Source organism: Desulfovibrio desulfuricans (genome assembly GCF_004801255.1).
Classification (GTDB): domain Bacteria; phylum Desulfobacterota; class Desulfovibrionia; order Desulfovibrionales; family Desulfovibrionaceae; genus Desulfovibrio; species Desulfovibrio desulfuricans_C.
This window is the reverse complement of the sequence record NZ_CP036295.1, coordinates 1,580,448-1,596,517: the sequence shown is the minus strand read 5'-3', so window position 1 is coordinate 1,596,517 and position 16,070 is coordinate 1,580,448. Positions and strand designations below refer to the sequence as shown.

The following is a 16,070-nucleotide window of genomic DNA, read 5'->3' as shown; positions in this document are numbered from 1 at the left end:
AAACTGGTTTTCTTTGCTCATCAATAACAACGCAGTGAACATCATTGATTTTCCGCACCGCACTAAGTATAAAAGCGTCAATCATAAATTTCATGCAGATAATCTTGCAAAAAGCAACATTTTGCAAATGTTGCTTTATAAAAACTGTTTGTTCATTCTATCAATAACTGCATGCTCCATAAAAGAGTCCACTGACTTAGACATACCACTGCATGGGATAATGATGCAATCAAAATATTTTTTTAACTAGTTGCATGCAATCAATGCTGTTTGATCGCACAATATAATAGCTAAAATTTGTTAACTACTGGTCATATAACAGATAGTTTGCACGTATAACAAATGTTGGCAGCGAGGGCAGGTTGCACCCAGCCTGGCATGCCGGGGCAGGTAAAACATGCTCAAAAAATATCCACCTGTATAAAATTGATTCAGCTGCCAGTTTGCGCCCGGATTGAAAAAACCGGAGGAAAAAAGACAATTGTTTTCCTCGTGCGGATGGCGTAATATAGCCGACTTGAGCAATAAGCCCAGCTTGTAAGGAGCAGGAAAACTATGACCGAGGACAAGATCGCAACCTCCATGTCGGAGGAAGGCGCTGAGGATTTTGCCGCCATGCTGGCGGCCCACGAAACCGCATCTAGCCGCCTGCAGCCCGGCCAAAAAGTGACCGGAACTGTAATTGCCATCACAGGCGACAGCGTTTTTGTGGACGTAGGCATCAAGGTTGACGGCATCATTGACCGCAAGGACATTCTTGACGCTGAGGGCAATGAAAGCGTCAAGCCCGGCGATAGCCTCGAAGCCTGGGTTACCGGCGTTTCTTCGCAAGAGATCCGCCTTTCCCGCTCCATGGGCGGCAACGGTATTGCCGCACTTGAAGAAGCCCGCGATGCGGCGGTTCCGGTCGATGGCCGCGTAACGGCGGTGTGCAAGGGCGGCTACACGGTTGACGTGCTTGGCAAGTCCGCATTCTGCCCCGGCAGCCAGATCGGCGTTGCCGCGTCTGAGGATGCCGCAGCGCTTGTGGGCCGCAGCATGCAGTTTTTGGTTATCCGGGTTGAAAACCGTGGCAGAAACGTCGTGGTTTCGCACCGGGCCATTGTTGAGCGCGAACGCGCCGAACAACTTGACGCGTTGCTTGAAAGCCTCAAGCCCGGCGACACCGTCGAAGGCAAAATTTCGCGCTTTGCGACCTTTGGCGCATTTATGGAACTTGCACCCTCTGTTGAAGGCATGATCCACCTTTCCGAGCTTTCGTGGTCGCGCGTCGGTGCCCCCGACGAAGCGGTCTCGCTCGGCGATGTAGTACGCGCCAAGGTTATCTCCATCAGCAAGGACAGCAAGGGCCACGTGCGCATTTCGCTTTCGCGCAAGCAGGTCGAGGGCGACCCATGGCAGGACGTTACCGAGCGGCTTGAAGCCGGTACGGTTGTCACCGGCAAGGTTGTGCGCCTCGCGCCCTTTGGCGCTTTTGTGGAGCTTTTGCCCGGCATCGAAGGCCTGGTACATATCTCTGAAATGTCGTGGACCAAGCGCGTGGCCAAGGCCGAAGACGTGCTTGCCCCCGGCGAGATGGTTTCGGTAAAAATCAAGGAAATCAACCTTGAAAGCCACCGTATTTCGCTGAGCCTGCGTGATGCCGAAGGCGACCCCTGGAAGGAAGCCGCCCAGCAGTTTGCCGTGGGCTCTACGGTAAACGGCACGGTGGAAAGCCGCACCCCCTATGGCCTGTTTATTACGCTGGCCCCCGGCATCACGGGCCTGCTGCCCGCCGGAGTGATCAAAAACTCCAAGCAGGGCAAGCTGTACAGCAAACTGGACAAGGGCGACGCCGTAACCCTGACTGTACAAAATTTGGACACCACCGCCCGGCGCATCAGCCTTGCGCCTGAAGGCGAGCAGGCCTACGCCCCGGCGGAAGACAAGGCCTGGAAACAGCATGCGACCTCGGGCAGCTCTTCCTCTGGCGCTGGAATGAACATCATGGCACAGGCTTTGCAAAAGGCTCTGAAAAATAAGTAACCAGGAGCTTTTCCATGATGATAAAAAAATGTCTTGCAGCCATGCTTGCCGTAACTTTTTTTGCGGCATCGCAGCTTGCCCAGGCAGCCAACCTGCCCGAGTTCACAGACCTTGCGGCCAAATGCGGCCCAGCGGTTGTAAACATCGGCACGGAGCGAAAAGCCAGCGGCAACAGCCAGGACGATCTCATGGGGGAAATGTTCCGCAATATGCCGCCAGGGTTCGACAAGTTTTTTGATCAATTCGGCGGCAAGCGCGGCGGCAAGCGCCCCCTGCAGAAGCAAAAGTCTCTGGGGTCGGGCTTTATTGTCTCCGCTGACGGCTATATTGTTACCAACAATCATGTTGTTGCCGATGCGGATGTCATCCGCGTAACCCTTGATCAAAGCAACGGTAAAAGCGAGCCGGTAACGGCCAAGCTGGTTGGCGCTGATGAAGAGACCGACCTTGCCCTGCTGAAGATTGAAACAAAAAAAGCACTGCCTTTCCTTGCGTTCGGCAATTCAGACGAACTCAAGGTGGGCGAGTGGCTGCTGGCCATTGGCAACCCCTTTGGCCTTGATCATACGGTGACGGCGGGTATTCTTTCGGCCAAAAACCGCAATATACACGCCGGGCCCTTTGACAACTTCCTGCAGACCGATGCCTCGATCAACCCCGGCAACAGCGGTGGCCCGCTGCTGAACATGGCCGGGCAGGTCATAGGCATCAACACGGCCATTCTTGCCAGCGGGCAGGGCCTTGGCTTTGCCATCCCCAGCAACATGGCTGCCAAGATTGTCGACCAGATCAAGTCGGGCAAAAAGATCAGCCGAGGCTGGATTGGCGTGGGCATTCAGGATGTTGAAGAAAACACCGCCAAGGCGCTGGGCCTCAAGGACGCCAAGGGCGCGCTTGTGGGCAGCGTGATGGAAGGCGAACCCGCCTCCAAGGCGGGGATGAAGGACGGCGACATCATTGTTGCCGTGGACAACAAGGAAATCGAAGACGCAGCGGCCCTGCTGCGGGTGATTGCCGACAAAGCCCCCGGCAGCAAGGCTGCCATAACGGTGTTGCGCGACGGCAAGACCACCGAGCTCACAGTGACCCTTGGCGAGCGTAAAACCACGCAGTCTGCCGAGCAGAACGACAAGGATCAAAAACAGAAAAACGAAGGCCTGCTTGGCATTTCTGTTCGCCCGCTTACGGACGAGGAACGTCGTGACCTCAAGATAGAAAAGAACGAAGGCCTGCTCATTGTGGATGTGAACCCTGACAAGCCCGCTGCCGAAGCCGATCTGCGGCCTGGCGACGTGATTCTCAAGGCCAACCTCAAGTCAGTGCGCAGCCCTGCGGAACTTACAAAAATCGTCAATGATGAGGGCGTCGCACGTGGCGCTGTGATGCTGCAAATTTCGCGGCGTGGCGATGTTTACTTCCGCACAGTGAGCCTGAGCAAATAACTGGCATCAAACCTTCTGGGCTGCCTCCCAAGCGGGGGGCAGCCCTTTTTTTATCTATGAGCTTACGTATCCTTTGCATAGGCGGGCCTCTGCTGGTTTCCGCACTCAATCGGCTGGGTCACAGCACGTTTACTGTCCATCCGGGCACGAACGCCGATTTGCCCACGCCGCATCCGTATACGGTGCGGCAGCTTTCTGCCCGTCTTGAAGCGCGCGGCTTCATACCCGACGCCCTTTTTTACTGCGACGACGGCAACATGCCGCAGCTGCTTGACCCGCAAGATGCCCCCTGGCCGTCAGTGCGTTATTCCATCGATACCTACTGCAATCCCTGGCATGTTCCATATTCCTGGGGTTTTGACGTCACTCTGGTGGCGCAAAAAGACTACGTGAGTCTTTTTGGCAACGAGGGTATGGACGCGCAGTGGTTTCCCCTGTTTTGCCCGCAGTTTTCGCCGCTGGATGAGGATGCCGCTCCCCGCGATATCCCCGTAAGTTTTGTGGGAACGCTCGGCCACAAAAACAACCCTGACCGCGAGCCATTTCTCAGGGCTTTTCGTGCCCAGCATCCCCTTGTCATGCTTTCGGGTGATTACAGACCCATATTTGAACGCAGCCGCATCGCCCTGAACCAGACCGCGGCTTCGGAAGTGAATTTTCGCTGTTTTGAAGCCATATCCTGCGGCGCGGCCCTGCTGATGGAAAACTGCGGCAACGGCCTTGATGAACTGCTTGCAGTTGGCGAAGAAATTTTGCCCACATATGAGCGCAACAATGCGCAGGCTGCGGCAGCCATTGCGGCCAGCGCGCTCAGCCAGCCGCAAAAGCTCGCGCAAATCGCCAGGGCCGGGAGCAGGGCAGTGCACCAGCGGCATACCGACACCGTGCGCGCGGTACGCCTTACCCAGATTTTGTCCGCGCTGTGCGCCAGGCAGGCCCACAGAGAAAGACTTGAACAATCACTTGAAAGACGCACAACCCTGGTCAAAGCCGCCTATGGCATACTTGCCAGCGAGCTTACTGCCCCAGGATTGCAAGAACACCGCGAATTCTTTAAAAAATTATGTCTTTAGCAACAATAGCGATTGCTTGGCTCACATTTTGCGCGCATCTTGCCGTGCAGCGTTGCGGCCGCTCCCGATAGGGCCTATAGTCTGACCAGCCACATCTTTTGGAGGAGAATCAATGCCAGTTGTGCATAGCGATGCCGGGCACTTGTCCGCACTGGAAAAGCTGGAAAATATCCCGGCGCTCATGAGCGCCTACTATACGGAGTTTCCCAATCCGGCGCTCGCGGCGCAGCGCGTGTCATTTGGCACGTCTGGGCATCGCGGCACCTCCGTGCTGTGCAGCTTTAACGAGGAGCACATCTACGCCATAACCCAGGCCGTGTGCGATTACCGCGCCGCCAGGGGCATTGACGGCCCGCTGTTTCTCGGCGGCGATACGCATGCCCTGTCCGAAGCGGCCTTTCGCTCCGCCCTTGAAGTGCTGGTGGCCAACAACGTGTCTGTGCGCATTGCCGCTGGCGGAGCCTATACAGCTACGCCGGCCATTTCGCATGCAGTGCTCAAGTGGAACGCTGGCCGCGTAAACGGTCTGGCCGACGGCATTGTCATTACCCCTTCGCACAACCCGCCCAGAGACGGAGGCTTCAAGTACAATCCGCCGCACGGCGGCCCGGCGGAAGGCGAAGTTACCAGCCAGATCGAAAAATGCGCCAACACCTACCTTGAAAGCGGCAACAAGGGCGTTAAAATCACGCATCTGCGCGCCGCCCGCACGTCGCCGCTGGTTGAGGAATACGATTTCATCGGCAGCTATGTGAAGGACCTGGCTGGCGTGCTGGACATGAAGGCCATTGCCTCGTCAGGTCTGCGCATTGGCGTGGACCCGCTTGGCGGCGCAAGCCTGCCCATGTGGGAACCCATTGCCGATGCCTACGGCATTGACCTTGAAGTGGTAAACCGTGCGGTTGATCCCACTTTTCGCTTTGTGCCCTGCGACAAGGACGGCAAAATCCGCATGGATTGCTCGTCGCCCTACGCCATGAGCCGTCTGCTGGACATGCACGACCATTTTGACCTGAGTTTTGCCTGCGACCCCGACTCTGACCGCCACGGCATTGTGACGCGGCGCGAGCTGATGAACCCCAACCATTACCTGAGCGTCGCCGCCTGGTATTTGTTCCGCACCCGCAGACAGTGGCCAGCGCAGCGCGGCATCGGCAAAACGGTTGTCACCAGCGCCATGCTCGACAGGGTAGGGAAGGATATTGGCCGCCCGGTGGTGGAAGTGCCCGTGGGCTTCAAGTGGTTTGTGCCCTATCTGCTTAACGGACGTTGCGGCTTTGGCTGCGAAGAAAGCGCAGGCGCGTCGTTTTTGTGTTTTGACGGTACGCCCTGGAGCACGGACAAGGACGGCCCGCTCATGTGCCTGCTGGCGGCAGAGATGATGGCTGTGGAGCAGTCGGCCCCCGACGAGCTGTACACCAGACTGACCGAAAGGCTTGGAGCGCCAGCCTATCAGCGCCTGGACGCCCCGGCTGACGACAATGTGCGGGCAAAGCTTGCCGCGCTCACGCCCGAAAGCGTCCCCCTCAAAACTCTTGCGGGCTCGCCTGTCACCAGCGTGCTTACCCGCGCGCCCGGCAATGATGCCCCCATCGGCGGGGTCAAGGTGGTCAGCGAGGACGGCTGGTTTGCCGTACGGCCTTCCGGTACTGAAGCCATATGCAAGGTCTATACAGAGAGCTTTAAGGGCGAGGACCATCTGCAGGCCGTGCAAAAGGACGCCATTGACTTTTTGGAGCAGTTGCTCAAAAGCGGCAACTGAGGGCAACTCCGTCGTTCCGCACGCTGGCGGACGTCGGATTTTGTAAAAGCAGACATATTATAAGGTACTGATACGCTGTAGTTGCCGGAGGCCCGGCAAACAGCAAACGCGCAGCTGCACTGCCGGGCATCCGGCTTATGCAGCTGCGCGTTTTTTGTCCACGCAAAAGCAGTAAACAGGCAGGCTACGTCTGAAGGCCAGCGGGCAGCCCGGCGCTCTCGCGCAGCCGTGCAATTTCGCCCTCGGTGAGGGGGCGGGCTTTGCCGCTTGCCAGGTCGCCGAGGCGCAGGGTCCCCTGGGCGACGCGGCACAGGCGCAGAATGGTCAGGCCAAGGTCACGGCACATGCGCCGTATCTGGCGGTTCAACCCCTGGCGCAGCACCATCTGCAGCAAAGTATTGCCGGAAACAGGCTGGGCGGTCACATCCACGGGCAGCAGTTCGTCACCTTCGGCAAGGCGCATGCCGCGCCGCATGATTTTAAGGGCCTCATCGGGCACTGTGCCGCGTACCAGCACTTCATAGGTTTTGGGCTGGTGATGCCGGGGATGCGTGAGACGTTGCGCCAGCTGGCCGTCATTGGTCAGCAGCAGCAGCCCTTCAGAAAAATAGTCAAGTCTGCCGACAGGATAAAGCCGCAGAGCCTTGTATTCCGCAGTCAGGCAGCCGAGCACGGTGGGCCGGCCTTCCGGATCGCTCACGGTGCAGACCACATGCACGGGCTTGTTGAGCATAAGGTAGGTAAATGCCTGCGGGGCCGAGAGAACGCGCCCGTCCACAGCAATGCCCTCAAACGGCAGCACATGGCGGGCGGGGTTGACCTCAGGCTGACCGGCAACGGTCACCCGGCCAGCAAGAATCAGCTCGTCGGCCTTGCGCCGCGAGCAATGGCCCGTGGCGGCAATGGCCTTGTTGAGGCGCACGCCGTCCTGATTTTCAGGTTCTGGCGCAGGCTGATTGGGCAAAACGGGTGCATTGCCTTCAGCGGGGCGCTGCGAGGGCCTGCGCTGTGAACCGTCTGCGTGGTAATCACGCTGGTCAGGCCGTGACGGCTGGGAACTGTTTCGCGTGCCTGAGCGGGACTCTTGCCTTGAATCGGACCGCGATTCGGGCCGTCCACCGGGTCGATGGGCAGACCGTCCATCATCACGCGAGTCACGTTTTTTGCTTACGCCAGCAGATTGTCTGGGGGTATGGCCCACAGGAGGCTCCGCGGTGGATCCTCTGGACGGTTCCTTTTTTGAAGACCGGCTGGACGAATCGTCCTGGGGTCGTTTTGGTGTGGCTAATCCGGCATTGCCGGAATACTTGGGCGGCACGGTAATTCTCCTTGGCAAGATGCGCACATGGTGCGTGAAGTGGGGCATGGCGTCAAGGGCAGTTGGGAGTTGCCCACATAGAGCCGCCATTCCAGGGTTCCCCATCTTCAAAAGTTTACATAATTATCATTATGGGACATTTGTAAATATGCTGCGGAAGATGAGCAACGTTATAGTCCTGCACAAAATCAGGCCTGGGATGACCACTGGCGGCGCTGTCCTCTGGCGTGCATCCCAAACAAGGCTGCTTGCAAATTTATTCTGACTTGAGAACTTTTGCCCGCCAGTTCCTTGTTGGCTGCATATTCAAAAACGGATCAGCCCACGTATTTACTTTTTTGCCTTTCGCGTTTCCTTTCCTTATATAAGGAAGCGCTGGTCTCTGTGCATAGATTCCCGGCCATGCAGGCCCGTCCCAACCCTTGCCAGAGAGCCTAATTACCGCCGTGCGGGCTTGCAAAGGCATTTCACCATAACCTGGCTCGCCCACCCTCGAGGTCAGTCTCGCACTTGCTCCCAGGGCGGCTCTGACGTACAACACTGCCAACACTGGTTTCAAAGCAAGGAGTTTACATGGGCTTTGCCAACAGCTCTTGCAGCTTTACACGGTTTCGTATTCTTGACCCTGTCCCGGCCACGCTCTGGCCGCAGATACCGGACAAGCTGAAGCAGTTCGCCATGCGCGACATTGATGATATCCCCGAAATGCAGGCCCAGGGCTGGACCTGCTTTGAGGACATGCTGGATACGGATTGGGTGACGGCTCCGCCGCAAAAAGGCGCGTACATTGTTTTTTCACTGCGGCTCGATATGCGGCGCATACCTGCGGGCGTAGTCAAAAAACATGTAGCCCTTGCGCTTAAGGAAGAAAAAAAGCGCATGGCCGAACAGGGCAAAAATTACATTGCCCGCGAGCGCAAAAAAGAGCTCAAGGAGCAGGTTTTGCTGCGTCTGCGCGCACGTTTTTTGCCGGTTCCCGGTGAATTCAACGTGCTGTGGGCCACGGACAAACATGAGGTCTGGTTTGCATCTACCCAAAACAAGATGATCGACCTCTTTCTGGAAGAATTTCTCAAGACCTTTGAGCTGCACCTGGAGCAACTGACGCCTTACAATCTGGCGGTCTCCATGCTGGACGAAGAAAGCCTGATCCATCTGGACAAGCTGGAACCCACGCAGTTCGCGCCCCTTTCCTGATTGACGGCACGGAGCACCCATGAACATGCCTTATCTTGGTGAATCCACAGACAGCATTCTCGGCAAGGAATTTCTGACCTGGCTCTGGTACCAGAGCGACACCGCCCCCGGCGCGTTTACAGACAAGGAAGGCGCGCCCTTTGCCGTCTCCATGGAACAGCGCATTGTGGTTGAAGGCGGCGAAGGCGACGCCCGTGAAACGGCCTCTGTCTCCGGCTCGCTCTCCCCTCTGCGCGAGGCCCGCTTTGGCCTTGGTAACGGCAAGCAGGTCAGCCGCGCCCTGCTGCGGCTTGAAAAAGAAGAGCTGGCCTTTCAGGTGAGCCTCAAAGCTGAGGATTTTTGCCTCAACAGCCTTAAAACGCCCAAGCTCGACAAGGGCGACAGCGACGACGACCCCGACGCCCTGCTGCTCGAAAAGTTCTATCTTATGGAAGTGTGCACGGGCCTGCTGGATGCCCTGTACGCCCGCTTTCTCAAGCTGCGCCTTTCTTCCGGCTGGCAAAAGGAAGTGGACGACATGCGCCAGTGGATGACGCGCACGGAGTAAGTTTTTTTCATGAGCACCCTGCCCTCGCCTGCCGCAAAAGGCCATCTTTCCGGCCCGCTTCTGCACGTTTTACGCAAAACGCTGTGGATGCTGCTCGTACTGTGGGGCATTACCCTTATCAGCTTTTGGGTCATCCACCTGGCGCCGGGCTCGCCCACTGACATGGAGACAACGCTCAACCCGCTGGCCGGCGCTGCAGCGCGGCAGAGGCTTGAGGTGCTGTACGGGCTTGATCGCCCGCTCTACGTTCAATACTGGGACTGGCTTACGCGCATAGTACAGCTCGATTTCGGCAACTCGATGTCCGCCGATTCGCGGCCGGTACTGACCAAGATTCTTGAGCGCCTGCCCCTCACTGTGGGCATGAATGTTGTTTCGCTGGCGCTCACCCTGCTGATCGCCATACCTGTGGGTATACTTTCGGCCTGCCGGCAAAATTCGCTGCTGGACAAATCAGTTACCGTGCTGGTTTTTTTGGGTTTTGCCATGCCGTCGTTCTGGCTGGCCCTGCTGCTGATGATGTTTTTTGGCATTGATCTGCAATTGTTGCCCATTTCTGGCCTTACATCCATGAATTACGAGCAGTTGAGCGCATGGGGCAAACTGTGCGACCTGGCGCGGCACCTGGCCCTGCCCACACTGGTGTACACCGTTGGCGGGCTGGCTGGCATATCGCGCTACATGCGGGCCTGCATGCTTGAAGTATTGCGGCAGGATTATATTCTCACGGCCCGGGCCAAGGGCTTGAGCGCGGGGGCCGTGATCTGGCGGCACGCGCTGCGCAATGCCCTGCTGCCGGTCATTACCCTGCTGGGCCTTTCTGTGCCGGGGCTTATCGGCGGCAGCGTCATTATTGAATCCATCTTTGCCCTGCCCGGCCTTGGGCAGCTTTTTTACGGCGCGGTCATGGCGCGCGACTATACCATGATTATGGGCAATCTGGTGCTTGGGGCTGTGCTTACGCTCGCAGGCAACCTGCTGGCCGACTTTTGCTATGGCCTGGCTGACCCGCGCATCCGCAACGCAAAGGACAACGCCTGATGCTTCCCCGTGCCGTCGCAAGGCTGCTTGGTCGCAACCTTATGCTCGTACTGGGGCTTGGCATTGTGTTTGGCATGTCGCTGGCTGCCATTCTGGCGCCGTGGATTGCGCCTTTTGACCCCAACGCCCTGCATCTGGAAAATATCCTCGAGCCGCCCTCCTCCCGCTTTTTGCTGGGCACAGACAGGCTTGGCCGCGACGTTTTTTCGCGTCTGCTGTACGGCGGCAGGGTTTCGCTGTGGGTGGGCTTTGTGGCTGTGGGCATATCGGTGAGCATTGGCACGGTGCTCGGGCTTGTGAGCGGCTATTTCAGGCGCTGGGTGGACGAATGCATCATGCGCGTGGTTGATATCATGCTGTGCTTTCCGTCATTTTTTCTTATTCTGGCGGTTATTGCCTTTCTTGAACCCAACCTTACCAATATCATGGTCGTCATCGGGCTCACATCGTGGATGGGCGTCACCCGCCTTGTACGGGCCGAGGCCCTGACTCTGCGCGAGCGCGAATTTGTGGACGCGGCGCGGCTTGCGGGCACCTCCACGGCGGGCATACTGTTTCGGCACATATTGCCCAATGCCCTGGCCCCGGTGCTTATAACAGCCACCCTTGGCGTTGCCGGAGCTATTCTGGTAGAGTCAAGCCTCAGCTTTCTGGGGCTGGGCGTACAACCGCCCGCAGCCAGCTGGGGCAACATGCTTATGGACGGCAAGGCCGTTATCGAAACAGCGCCCTGGCTGTCGGTGTACCCCGGTCTGGCCATCCTGATTACGGTTTTGGGGTATAACCTTCTGGGTGAAAGCCTGCGGGATATTTTTGATCCACGGCTGCGACAATAGCTTGAAAATACAGCGTATTTATATAAGTTAAAGTTAAGCTTTAACATCAACAAACCGCTATAACAACACGTTGAAGCTATGCTTGAATACCTGCGCATCCGCAATCTGGCCCTCATTGAAGACATGGAACTGGAGTTTTCGCCCGGCATGAATGTGCTCACGGGCGAGACCGGGGCGGGCAAGAGCTTTATTCTTAAAGCGCTGGGTTTTTTGCTGGGCGACAAACTTTCGGCGGATATGGTGCGCGCTGGCGCGGAGCGGGCGCAGGTCGAGGCGCTTTTCAGCGCCAGCGAGGCCGACATGGTTTTGCGCCGCGAAATTGTGGCGGAGTCAGGCCGCAGCCGCCTGTACATCAATGACGAGCTGCGCTCGCAAGACAGCCTGCGCGACCTGCGCAATCGCCTTGTGGCCCACACCAGCCAGCATGCCCAGCAAAAACTGCTGCAGGTCTCCTTTCAGGCGCGGCTGCTTGAGAGCGGCATAAGCTGCCCCGAGCAACTTGGTCAGCGCGACGACCTGCTCGCCCGCCTGCAGGCAAACGCCACGCAACGCGCGGCCCTGCTGGAGAGGCAGGCCGGGCTTGCGGAGCGGCGCGAGCTGCTTGAAATGCAGCAGCAGGAAATCGACAAGGTCTCGCCTGAAAATGGCGAGGAAGAACGCCTTGAAGACCTGCGCACACTGGCCCGCTCTGTGGAGCACCAGCGCGAAAATTATGAACAGGCGCTTGTTTTGCTGCAGGGAGATGAGCAGGAAGGCGTCATCGACCAGCTTGGCCAACTGGAAAAACTGCTGCAGCGCATGAGCCGAGAGGACGAATCACTGCAGGCCGATGCCGACGCCGTCGGCGCGTTGCGCCAGCAGCTGGCCCATCTGGGCGGCAGATTGCGCCGCCCCCCCCCGCTGCCAGGCCTCGACGAAATGCCCGACATGGACCATGTGGAAGAGCGCCTTTTTGCCCTTGCACAGCTCAAACGCAAGCTGCACCGTACCCTGCCGGAAATTTTGGCCCTGCGAGAAGAAATCGCGGAGAACCTCTCCTTTCTTGATGTTTGCGCCCTCGACATCACCCGGCTGGATAAGGAAGCGGCCACGCTGGCCGCTGAGCTCGCAACGGTAACAGCCCGCATCATTCCCGCCCGCCGCACTGCTGCGGCAGCCATTGCCGCCAACCTCGAAAACGAGCTGCGACAGCTGGGTTTTTCAGACCAGGTGCGGGTTATCCCCGATTTTGCAAACCACGAGATATGGCCTGGGGTTGCAGACGAGCGCGGGCGTATTCTCTGGGCCCCCAACCCCGGCCAACCGCCGCAGCCCCTCGACAAAATTGCCTCCGGCGGTGAACTTTCGCGCTTTTTGCTGGCGCTTGCCAGTGTGCAACAGGACGATGAAGGCGCTACCTTTATTTTTGACGAGGTGGATGCTGGCGTGGGCGGCATGACCCTGAACAAACTGGCGGAAAAACTTTACGCCCTGGCCGAAAAACGCCAAATGCTGCTCATAACCCACTGGCCGCAGCTGGCAGCCCGTGCCCGCAGGCATTTTCAGATTAATAAGGTCGTGCGCGACGGCGAAACATTTACTCTCTGCTCTCCCCTCAACAAGGCAGACCGACATACCGAGCTTGCCCGCATGGCCGGTGGCGGCGCTCAGGGCGAGGCCATGGCCCGCAGCCTCGAGGTCTGAGACTCTGCAAAATTTGCCGGGCCATCCTTTTTTTGTCGGCGTGATTGTCTGCCAAGGGCCATGGGCGTTATAATCCCGGCCCGATTCAGGGGATCAGCCGACATTTTTTTGACTTTTTCTAAACTTTTTCCCTTGATTTTGGTTTTTGAGCGTTATGGCACTTATTTTGCTTATATCAGAGCCAGATGGCTGTAAGGCAAAATTGACCATAGCCACAGGGGGAGCATGTGACTACCGAAAATAACAACTGTATAAGCGCCATGCTCCACATGCAATCTGGCGCTTCCGAAGCATCAACCACGGTGCGGCACACCCCGACAACGGAGAGGCCACTTGCCGAGCTTGACGAAACTTCGGTCAGGACGCTGAATTGTCTGGCCAAAGACGGCGAGGGGCTTGTTTCGGCACTTGAGGCGAGGCTTGATTCGCTGCAAGAGGCCTTTATGGACATGCTCAACACGCAGCTGCAAGAGCGCCATCTGCGTCCGGAAGACCGCCTGCATCTGTACCTCTCGCCAGAGGGCACGCTGCTGGTCGAGGGCAACGACAACGACGCCAACCTGCTGTGCGATATCATCGCCCGCAAGCCTGATCTGCAAAAAAGCTTCAAACAAATGGCGCAGGTGGCCATGTTGTCGCACGGCGTGGAGCTGGCCGCCCAGATGCACAACGACATTATGGACCAAATCGAAGACGGAAACCCCTTGCTTGGGCACTACCATATGTGCCTCAAGGGCCCGCTCTCGCATTTCTATATCCGTTAGTGCTTGCCAAACTGGCATAAGCGCCTTATTGTATTGATTGACCAAATGGGGGCGCACTGGTTTCGACGGGGACGTGAAAGCCTTAGCGGCAGGTCGAGGCGCCGCAGGCCTCGTAAAAAGCGGCAACAAAAGTAATTGCCAACAACGATTACGACTACGCTTACGCTGCCTAAAAACAGCGAGGCAAAGACCGCCTAGGCGGTCACGTCATTCAGGGCCATGTCTGATAACCTTGAGTGGCGACACTTATCAGGCTGGCGGAAATCGGTTCTTACCGGGGTTTTCCGCGAGGAGTTTACCGGCGAGATTGCTGTGATGCGCCCGGTCAGGGGCTACCACCACGGTGAAATTAATTCCTGACATAAACCTGTAGATGCTTCGTGTGGACAGTTCGCGGACGGGGGTTCAACTCCCCCCGCCTCCACCACCCCCAAAAATTAAAGTGGCTTATACGGTCTGCATAAGACGTATGAGCCACTTTTTTTAGCCATTGCTACAGTTCAGGCCAGTCTGGCGGCCGCTTCGCAGTAATGCTTCTACGTTTCCAGGGCCATTCGATCCGCTGTTTGTTCGCTGTCATGAAATTCATTTGCAAGCATCACTCCTTGCCCCACTGGCAGATTGTTTCGAGCGCGGCAGTAATTTGCGGCAGCTTTCCGTCAGTGCGTACTCGATTGCTAAGGCTCCTGCTTATGCTCCATGCTTGCAACCAGGCATGCTCCTGCAAATCCTTGAGCGCCGCGTGAGCATTATCTTTGCCATGCGTCAAGCTTATGCTTTAATTAAATATATTACTTTAATTACAGAGCACAAAAATGTCCTGCACAACTCAAATCGTCGGACAACCGCTGACCCTGCTGCGGCAGGCAGCAAGCGCATCCTGACAAGCCGCAGGATAATTTGATCCACCATGCACCAAACAACCGAGGGGTTGCGGATTGTTCCGTAACCCCTCTTTCATTTTCCAACCGCCGCGTGCAGGGTTGCCCCTGCTGGCAAGTCAGAAACAGCGTGTAAAGATCATCCCTGCGCTACGTCAGGGGCGCACAAGAATCTTGATGTTTTCATCCTTGTTGTTGATAAGCTCAAGAAAACCCTTTTCGATGATGTCTTTGAGTTCAATCTTGCCGGTAATGAGGTTTTCCGCCTTGATGACGCCTTTGGCCATAAGCGCGGCAAGGCCTTTAAAATCTTCAATGGTATAGGCAAGCGTGCCCATAACCTTTTTGTCCGTGCCGCTGAGACTGAAAAAGTTGAAGGAGCTGGGTTCTTCAAAAATGCCCACAATAATGGCCGTGCCCGTGTTGCGCAGCACGTCGATGGCCAGAGGCCCGGTAAACTTGTTGCCGATGCACTCAAAAGAGACATCAGCGCCCGACCCGCCGGTCAGTTCCTTAACCCGAGCTACTGGCTCGCATTCCTTGGGGTTGACCACAATGTCGGCACCGCATTCAATGGCCTTGGCAATGCGCGCCTTGGACATTTCAAGCACAATAATCTTGCCCGCGCCTGCGGCTCTGGCGGCCATGATAGTGCCAAGGCCTATGGTGCCGGCCCCAAGCACAACCACATTGAGGCCCAAAATGCTGCCCGCCATGCGCACCGCCTTAAAGCCGGTGGCAAGAGGCTCCATCACGGCTCCGGCCTCGGGCGAAACGCCTTCGGGCATGATAAAGCACAATTCTGCCGGTACATTCACATAGGGGGCAAAAGCGCCGTCGTTGTGCAGCCCGGTAAAGGCCAGCTTTTCGCACACGTTGTAGCGCCCTTCGCGGCAGGGCTGACACTCGCCGCAATGCTGGCAGGCATCGGGAGCGACCATGTCGCCAACCTTGACGTTGGTAACGCCGCTGCCCACGGCCACAACCTTGCCGCTAAACTCATGCCCAAGAATAACGCTGCCCTGCTTGCCCGTGAGCGGGTGCGGGGCCTGGGTGGGGATAAAAATGGGGCCAGCCAGGTATTCGTGCAGATCCGAGCCGCAGATGCCGCACCAGTCAACCTTGATCTGAACCCAGCCAGGGGCCGGGGCGGGGGGAACGGGCACAGTTTCAACGCGGATATCTTTTTTGCCGTGCCAAACAACCGCCTGCATGGTTTCCGCCATAACTGCCTCGCTTGTTAAAAGTTGAATGCCAATACCCCCTCTTTGCACAGGTCATGCCGTAAAATCCGCGTCTGACGCGGCTGGGACGACATGACCGGCAGGCCCTGCCCCTGCTTGGTCGAGAAAAATTGCACATGCTGACAGGCATACCGCCGCTGATGGCAGTGTCCTGAAGTGGTACAGCAGCTCCCCGCTCTGCGCCAAAGTTGAACAGCCCGTTTCAGGCGCCAGCCCGGCCCCCTCTGCGCCGCCGACGGCGCTATCAGGTTAACCCT

13 protein-coding genes and 1 other RNA gene are annotated in these 16,070 nt (G+C 57.3%); 12 read left to right on the top strand and 2 right to left on the bottom strand.

Annotated features, from left to right (window positions below):
* Positions 1 to 555 precede the first annotated feature (555 nt).
* From DDIC_RS06695 to pgm, 4 genes are all read left to right on the top strand, one after another.
* Positions 556 to 2,025 (top strand): 30S ribosomal protein S1, encoded by a 1,470-nt coding sequence (locus DDIC_RS06695; protein ID WP_136399725.1) that lies wholly within the window; start codon positions 556 to 558, stop codon positions 2,023 to 2,025.
* Between the two features lie 14 nt (positions 2,026 to 2,039).
* A complete protein-coding gene (locus tag DDIC_RS06690; RefSeq protein WP_136399724.1) occupies positions 2,040 to 3,467 on the top strand; it encodes a DegQ family serine endoprotease in 1,428 nt (475 codons plus the stop codon).
* A gap of 56 nt (positions 3,468 to 3,523) precedes the next feature.
* Positions 3,524 to 4,540 carry a glycosyltransferase gene (locus DDIC_RS06685; protein ID WP_136399723.1) on the top strand — a complete coding sequence of 339 codons (1,017 nt, stop codon included), beginning with the start codon at positions 3,524 to 3,526 and terminating at the stop codon, positions 4,538 to 4,540.
* Between the two features lie 112 nt (positions 4,541 to 4,652).
* A complete protein-coding gene (gene pgm / locus DDIC_RS06680) occupies positions 4,653 to 6,302 on the top strand; it encodes a phosphoglucomutase (alpha-D-glucose-1,6-bisphosphate-dependent) (RefSeq protein ID WP_136399722.1) in 1,650 nt (549 codons plus the stop codon).
* A gap of 184 nt (positions 6,303 to 6,486) precedes the next feature.
* Here pgm and DDIC_RS13780 read toward each other — a convergent pair whose 3' ends face one another.
* Entirely contained in the window at positions 6,487 to 7,266 is a 780-nt protein-coding gene (locus DDIC_RS13780) for a pseudouridine synthase (RefSeq protein ID WP_247647582.1), read from the bottom strand.
* 927 nt (positions 7,267 to 8,193) lie between these two features.
* On the opposite strand from DDIC_RS13780, the gene rdgC reads away from it, so the two are divergent.
* The 8 genes from rdgC to DDIC_RS06635 all read left to right on the top strand — a co-directional run bounded on the left by rdgC (position 8,194) and on the right by DDIC_RS06635 (position 14,592).
* Complete coding sequence (gene rdgC / locus DDIC_RS06670) at positions 8,194 to 8,817, top strand: recombination-associated protein RdgC (RefSeq protein WP_136399721.1); 624 nt, start codon at positions 8,194 to 8,196, stop codon at positions 8,815 to 8,817.
* Positions 8,818 to 8,836: 19 nt separating this feature from the next.
* Positions 8,837 to 9,364, top strand: coding sequence for a hypothetical protein (locus tag DDIC_RS06665; RefSeq protein ID WP_136399720.1), 528 nt, complete (start codon positions 8,837 to 8,839; stop codon positions 9,362 to 9,364).
* Positions 9,365 to 9,373: 9 nt separating this feature from the next.
* Positions 9,374 to 10,405, top strand: a complete 1,032-nt coding sequence (locus DDIC_RS06660) for an ABC transporter permease (protein WP_136399719.1) — start codon at positions 9,374 to 9,376, stop codon at positions 10,403 to 10,405.
* Positions 10,405 to 11,241, top strand: a complete 837-nt coding sequence (locus tag DDIC_RS06655; protein ID WP_136399718.1) for an ABC transporter permease — start codon at positions 10,405 to 10,407, stop codon at positions 11,239 to 11,241. The genes DDIC_RS06660 and DDIC_RS06655 overlap by 1 nt, the downstream gene beginning before the upstream one ends.
* 78 nt (positions 11,242 to 11,319) lie before the next feature.
* Positions 11,320 to 12,924, top strand: a complete 1,605-nt coding sequence (locus tag DDIC_RS06650; protein ID WP_136399717.1) for a DNA repair protein RecN — start codon at positions 11,320 to 11,322, stop codon at positions 12,922 to 12,924.
* Between the two features lie 227 nt (positions 12,925 to 13,151).
* Positions 13,152 to 13,688: a hypothetical protein gene (locus DDIC_RS06645; protein ID WP_136399716.1), complete on the top strand. Its 537-nt coding sequence runs from the start codon at positions 13,152 to 13,154 to the stop codon at positions 13,686 to 13,688.
* 47 nt (positions 13,689 to 13,735) lie between these two features.
* Positions 13,736 to 14,115, top strand: a transfer-messenger RNA (tmRNA) gene (gene ssrA, locus DDIC_RS06640).
* 162 nt (positions 14,116 to 14,277) lie between these two features.
* Positions 14,278 to 14,592 (top strand): hypothetical protein, encoded by a 315-nt coding sequence (locus DDIC_RS06635; RefSeq protein ID WP_136399715.1) that lies wholly within the window; start codon positions 14,278 to 14,280, stop codon positions 14,590 to 14,592.
* A 132-nt stretch (positions 14,593 to 14,724) separates the two neighbouring features.
* On the opposite strand, the gene DDIC_RS06630 is transcribed toward DDIC_RS06635, so the two are convergent.
* On the bottom strand, positions 14,725 to 15,783 hold the full coding sequence (locus DDIC_RS06630) for a 2,3-butanediol dehydrogenase (protein ID WP_247647581.1): 1,059 nt from the start codon (positions 15,781 to 15,783) through the stop codon (positions 14,725 to 14,727).
* Positions 15,784 to 16,070 lie beyond the last annotated feature (287 nt).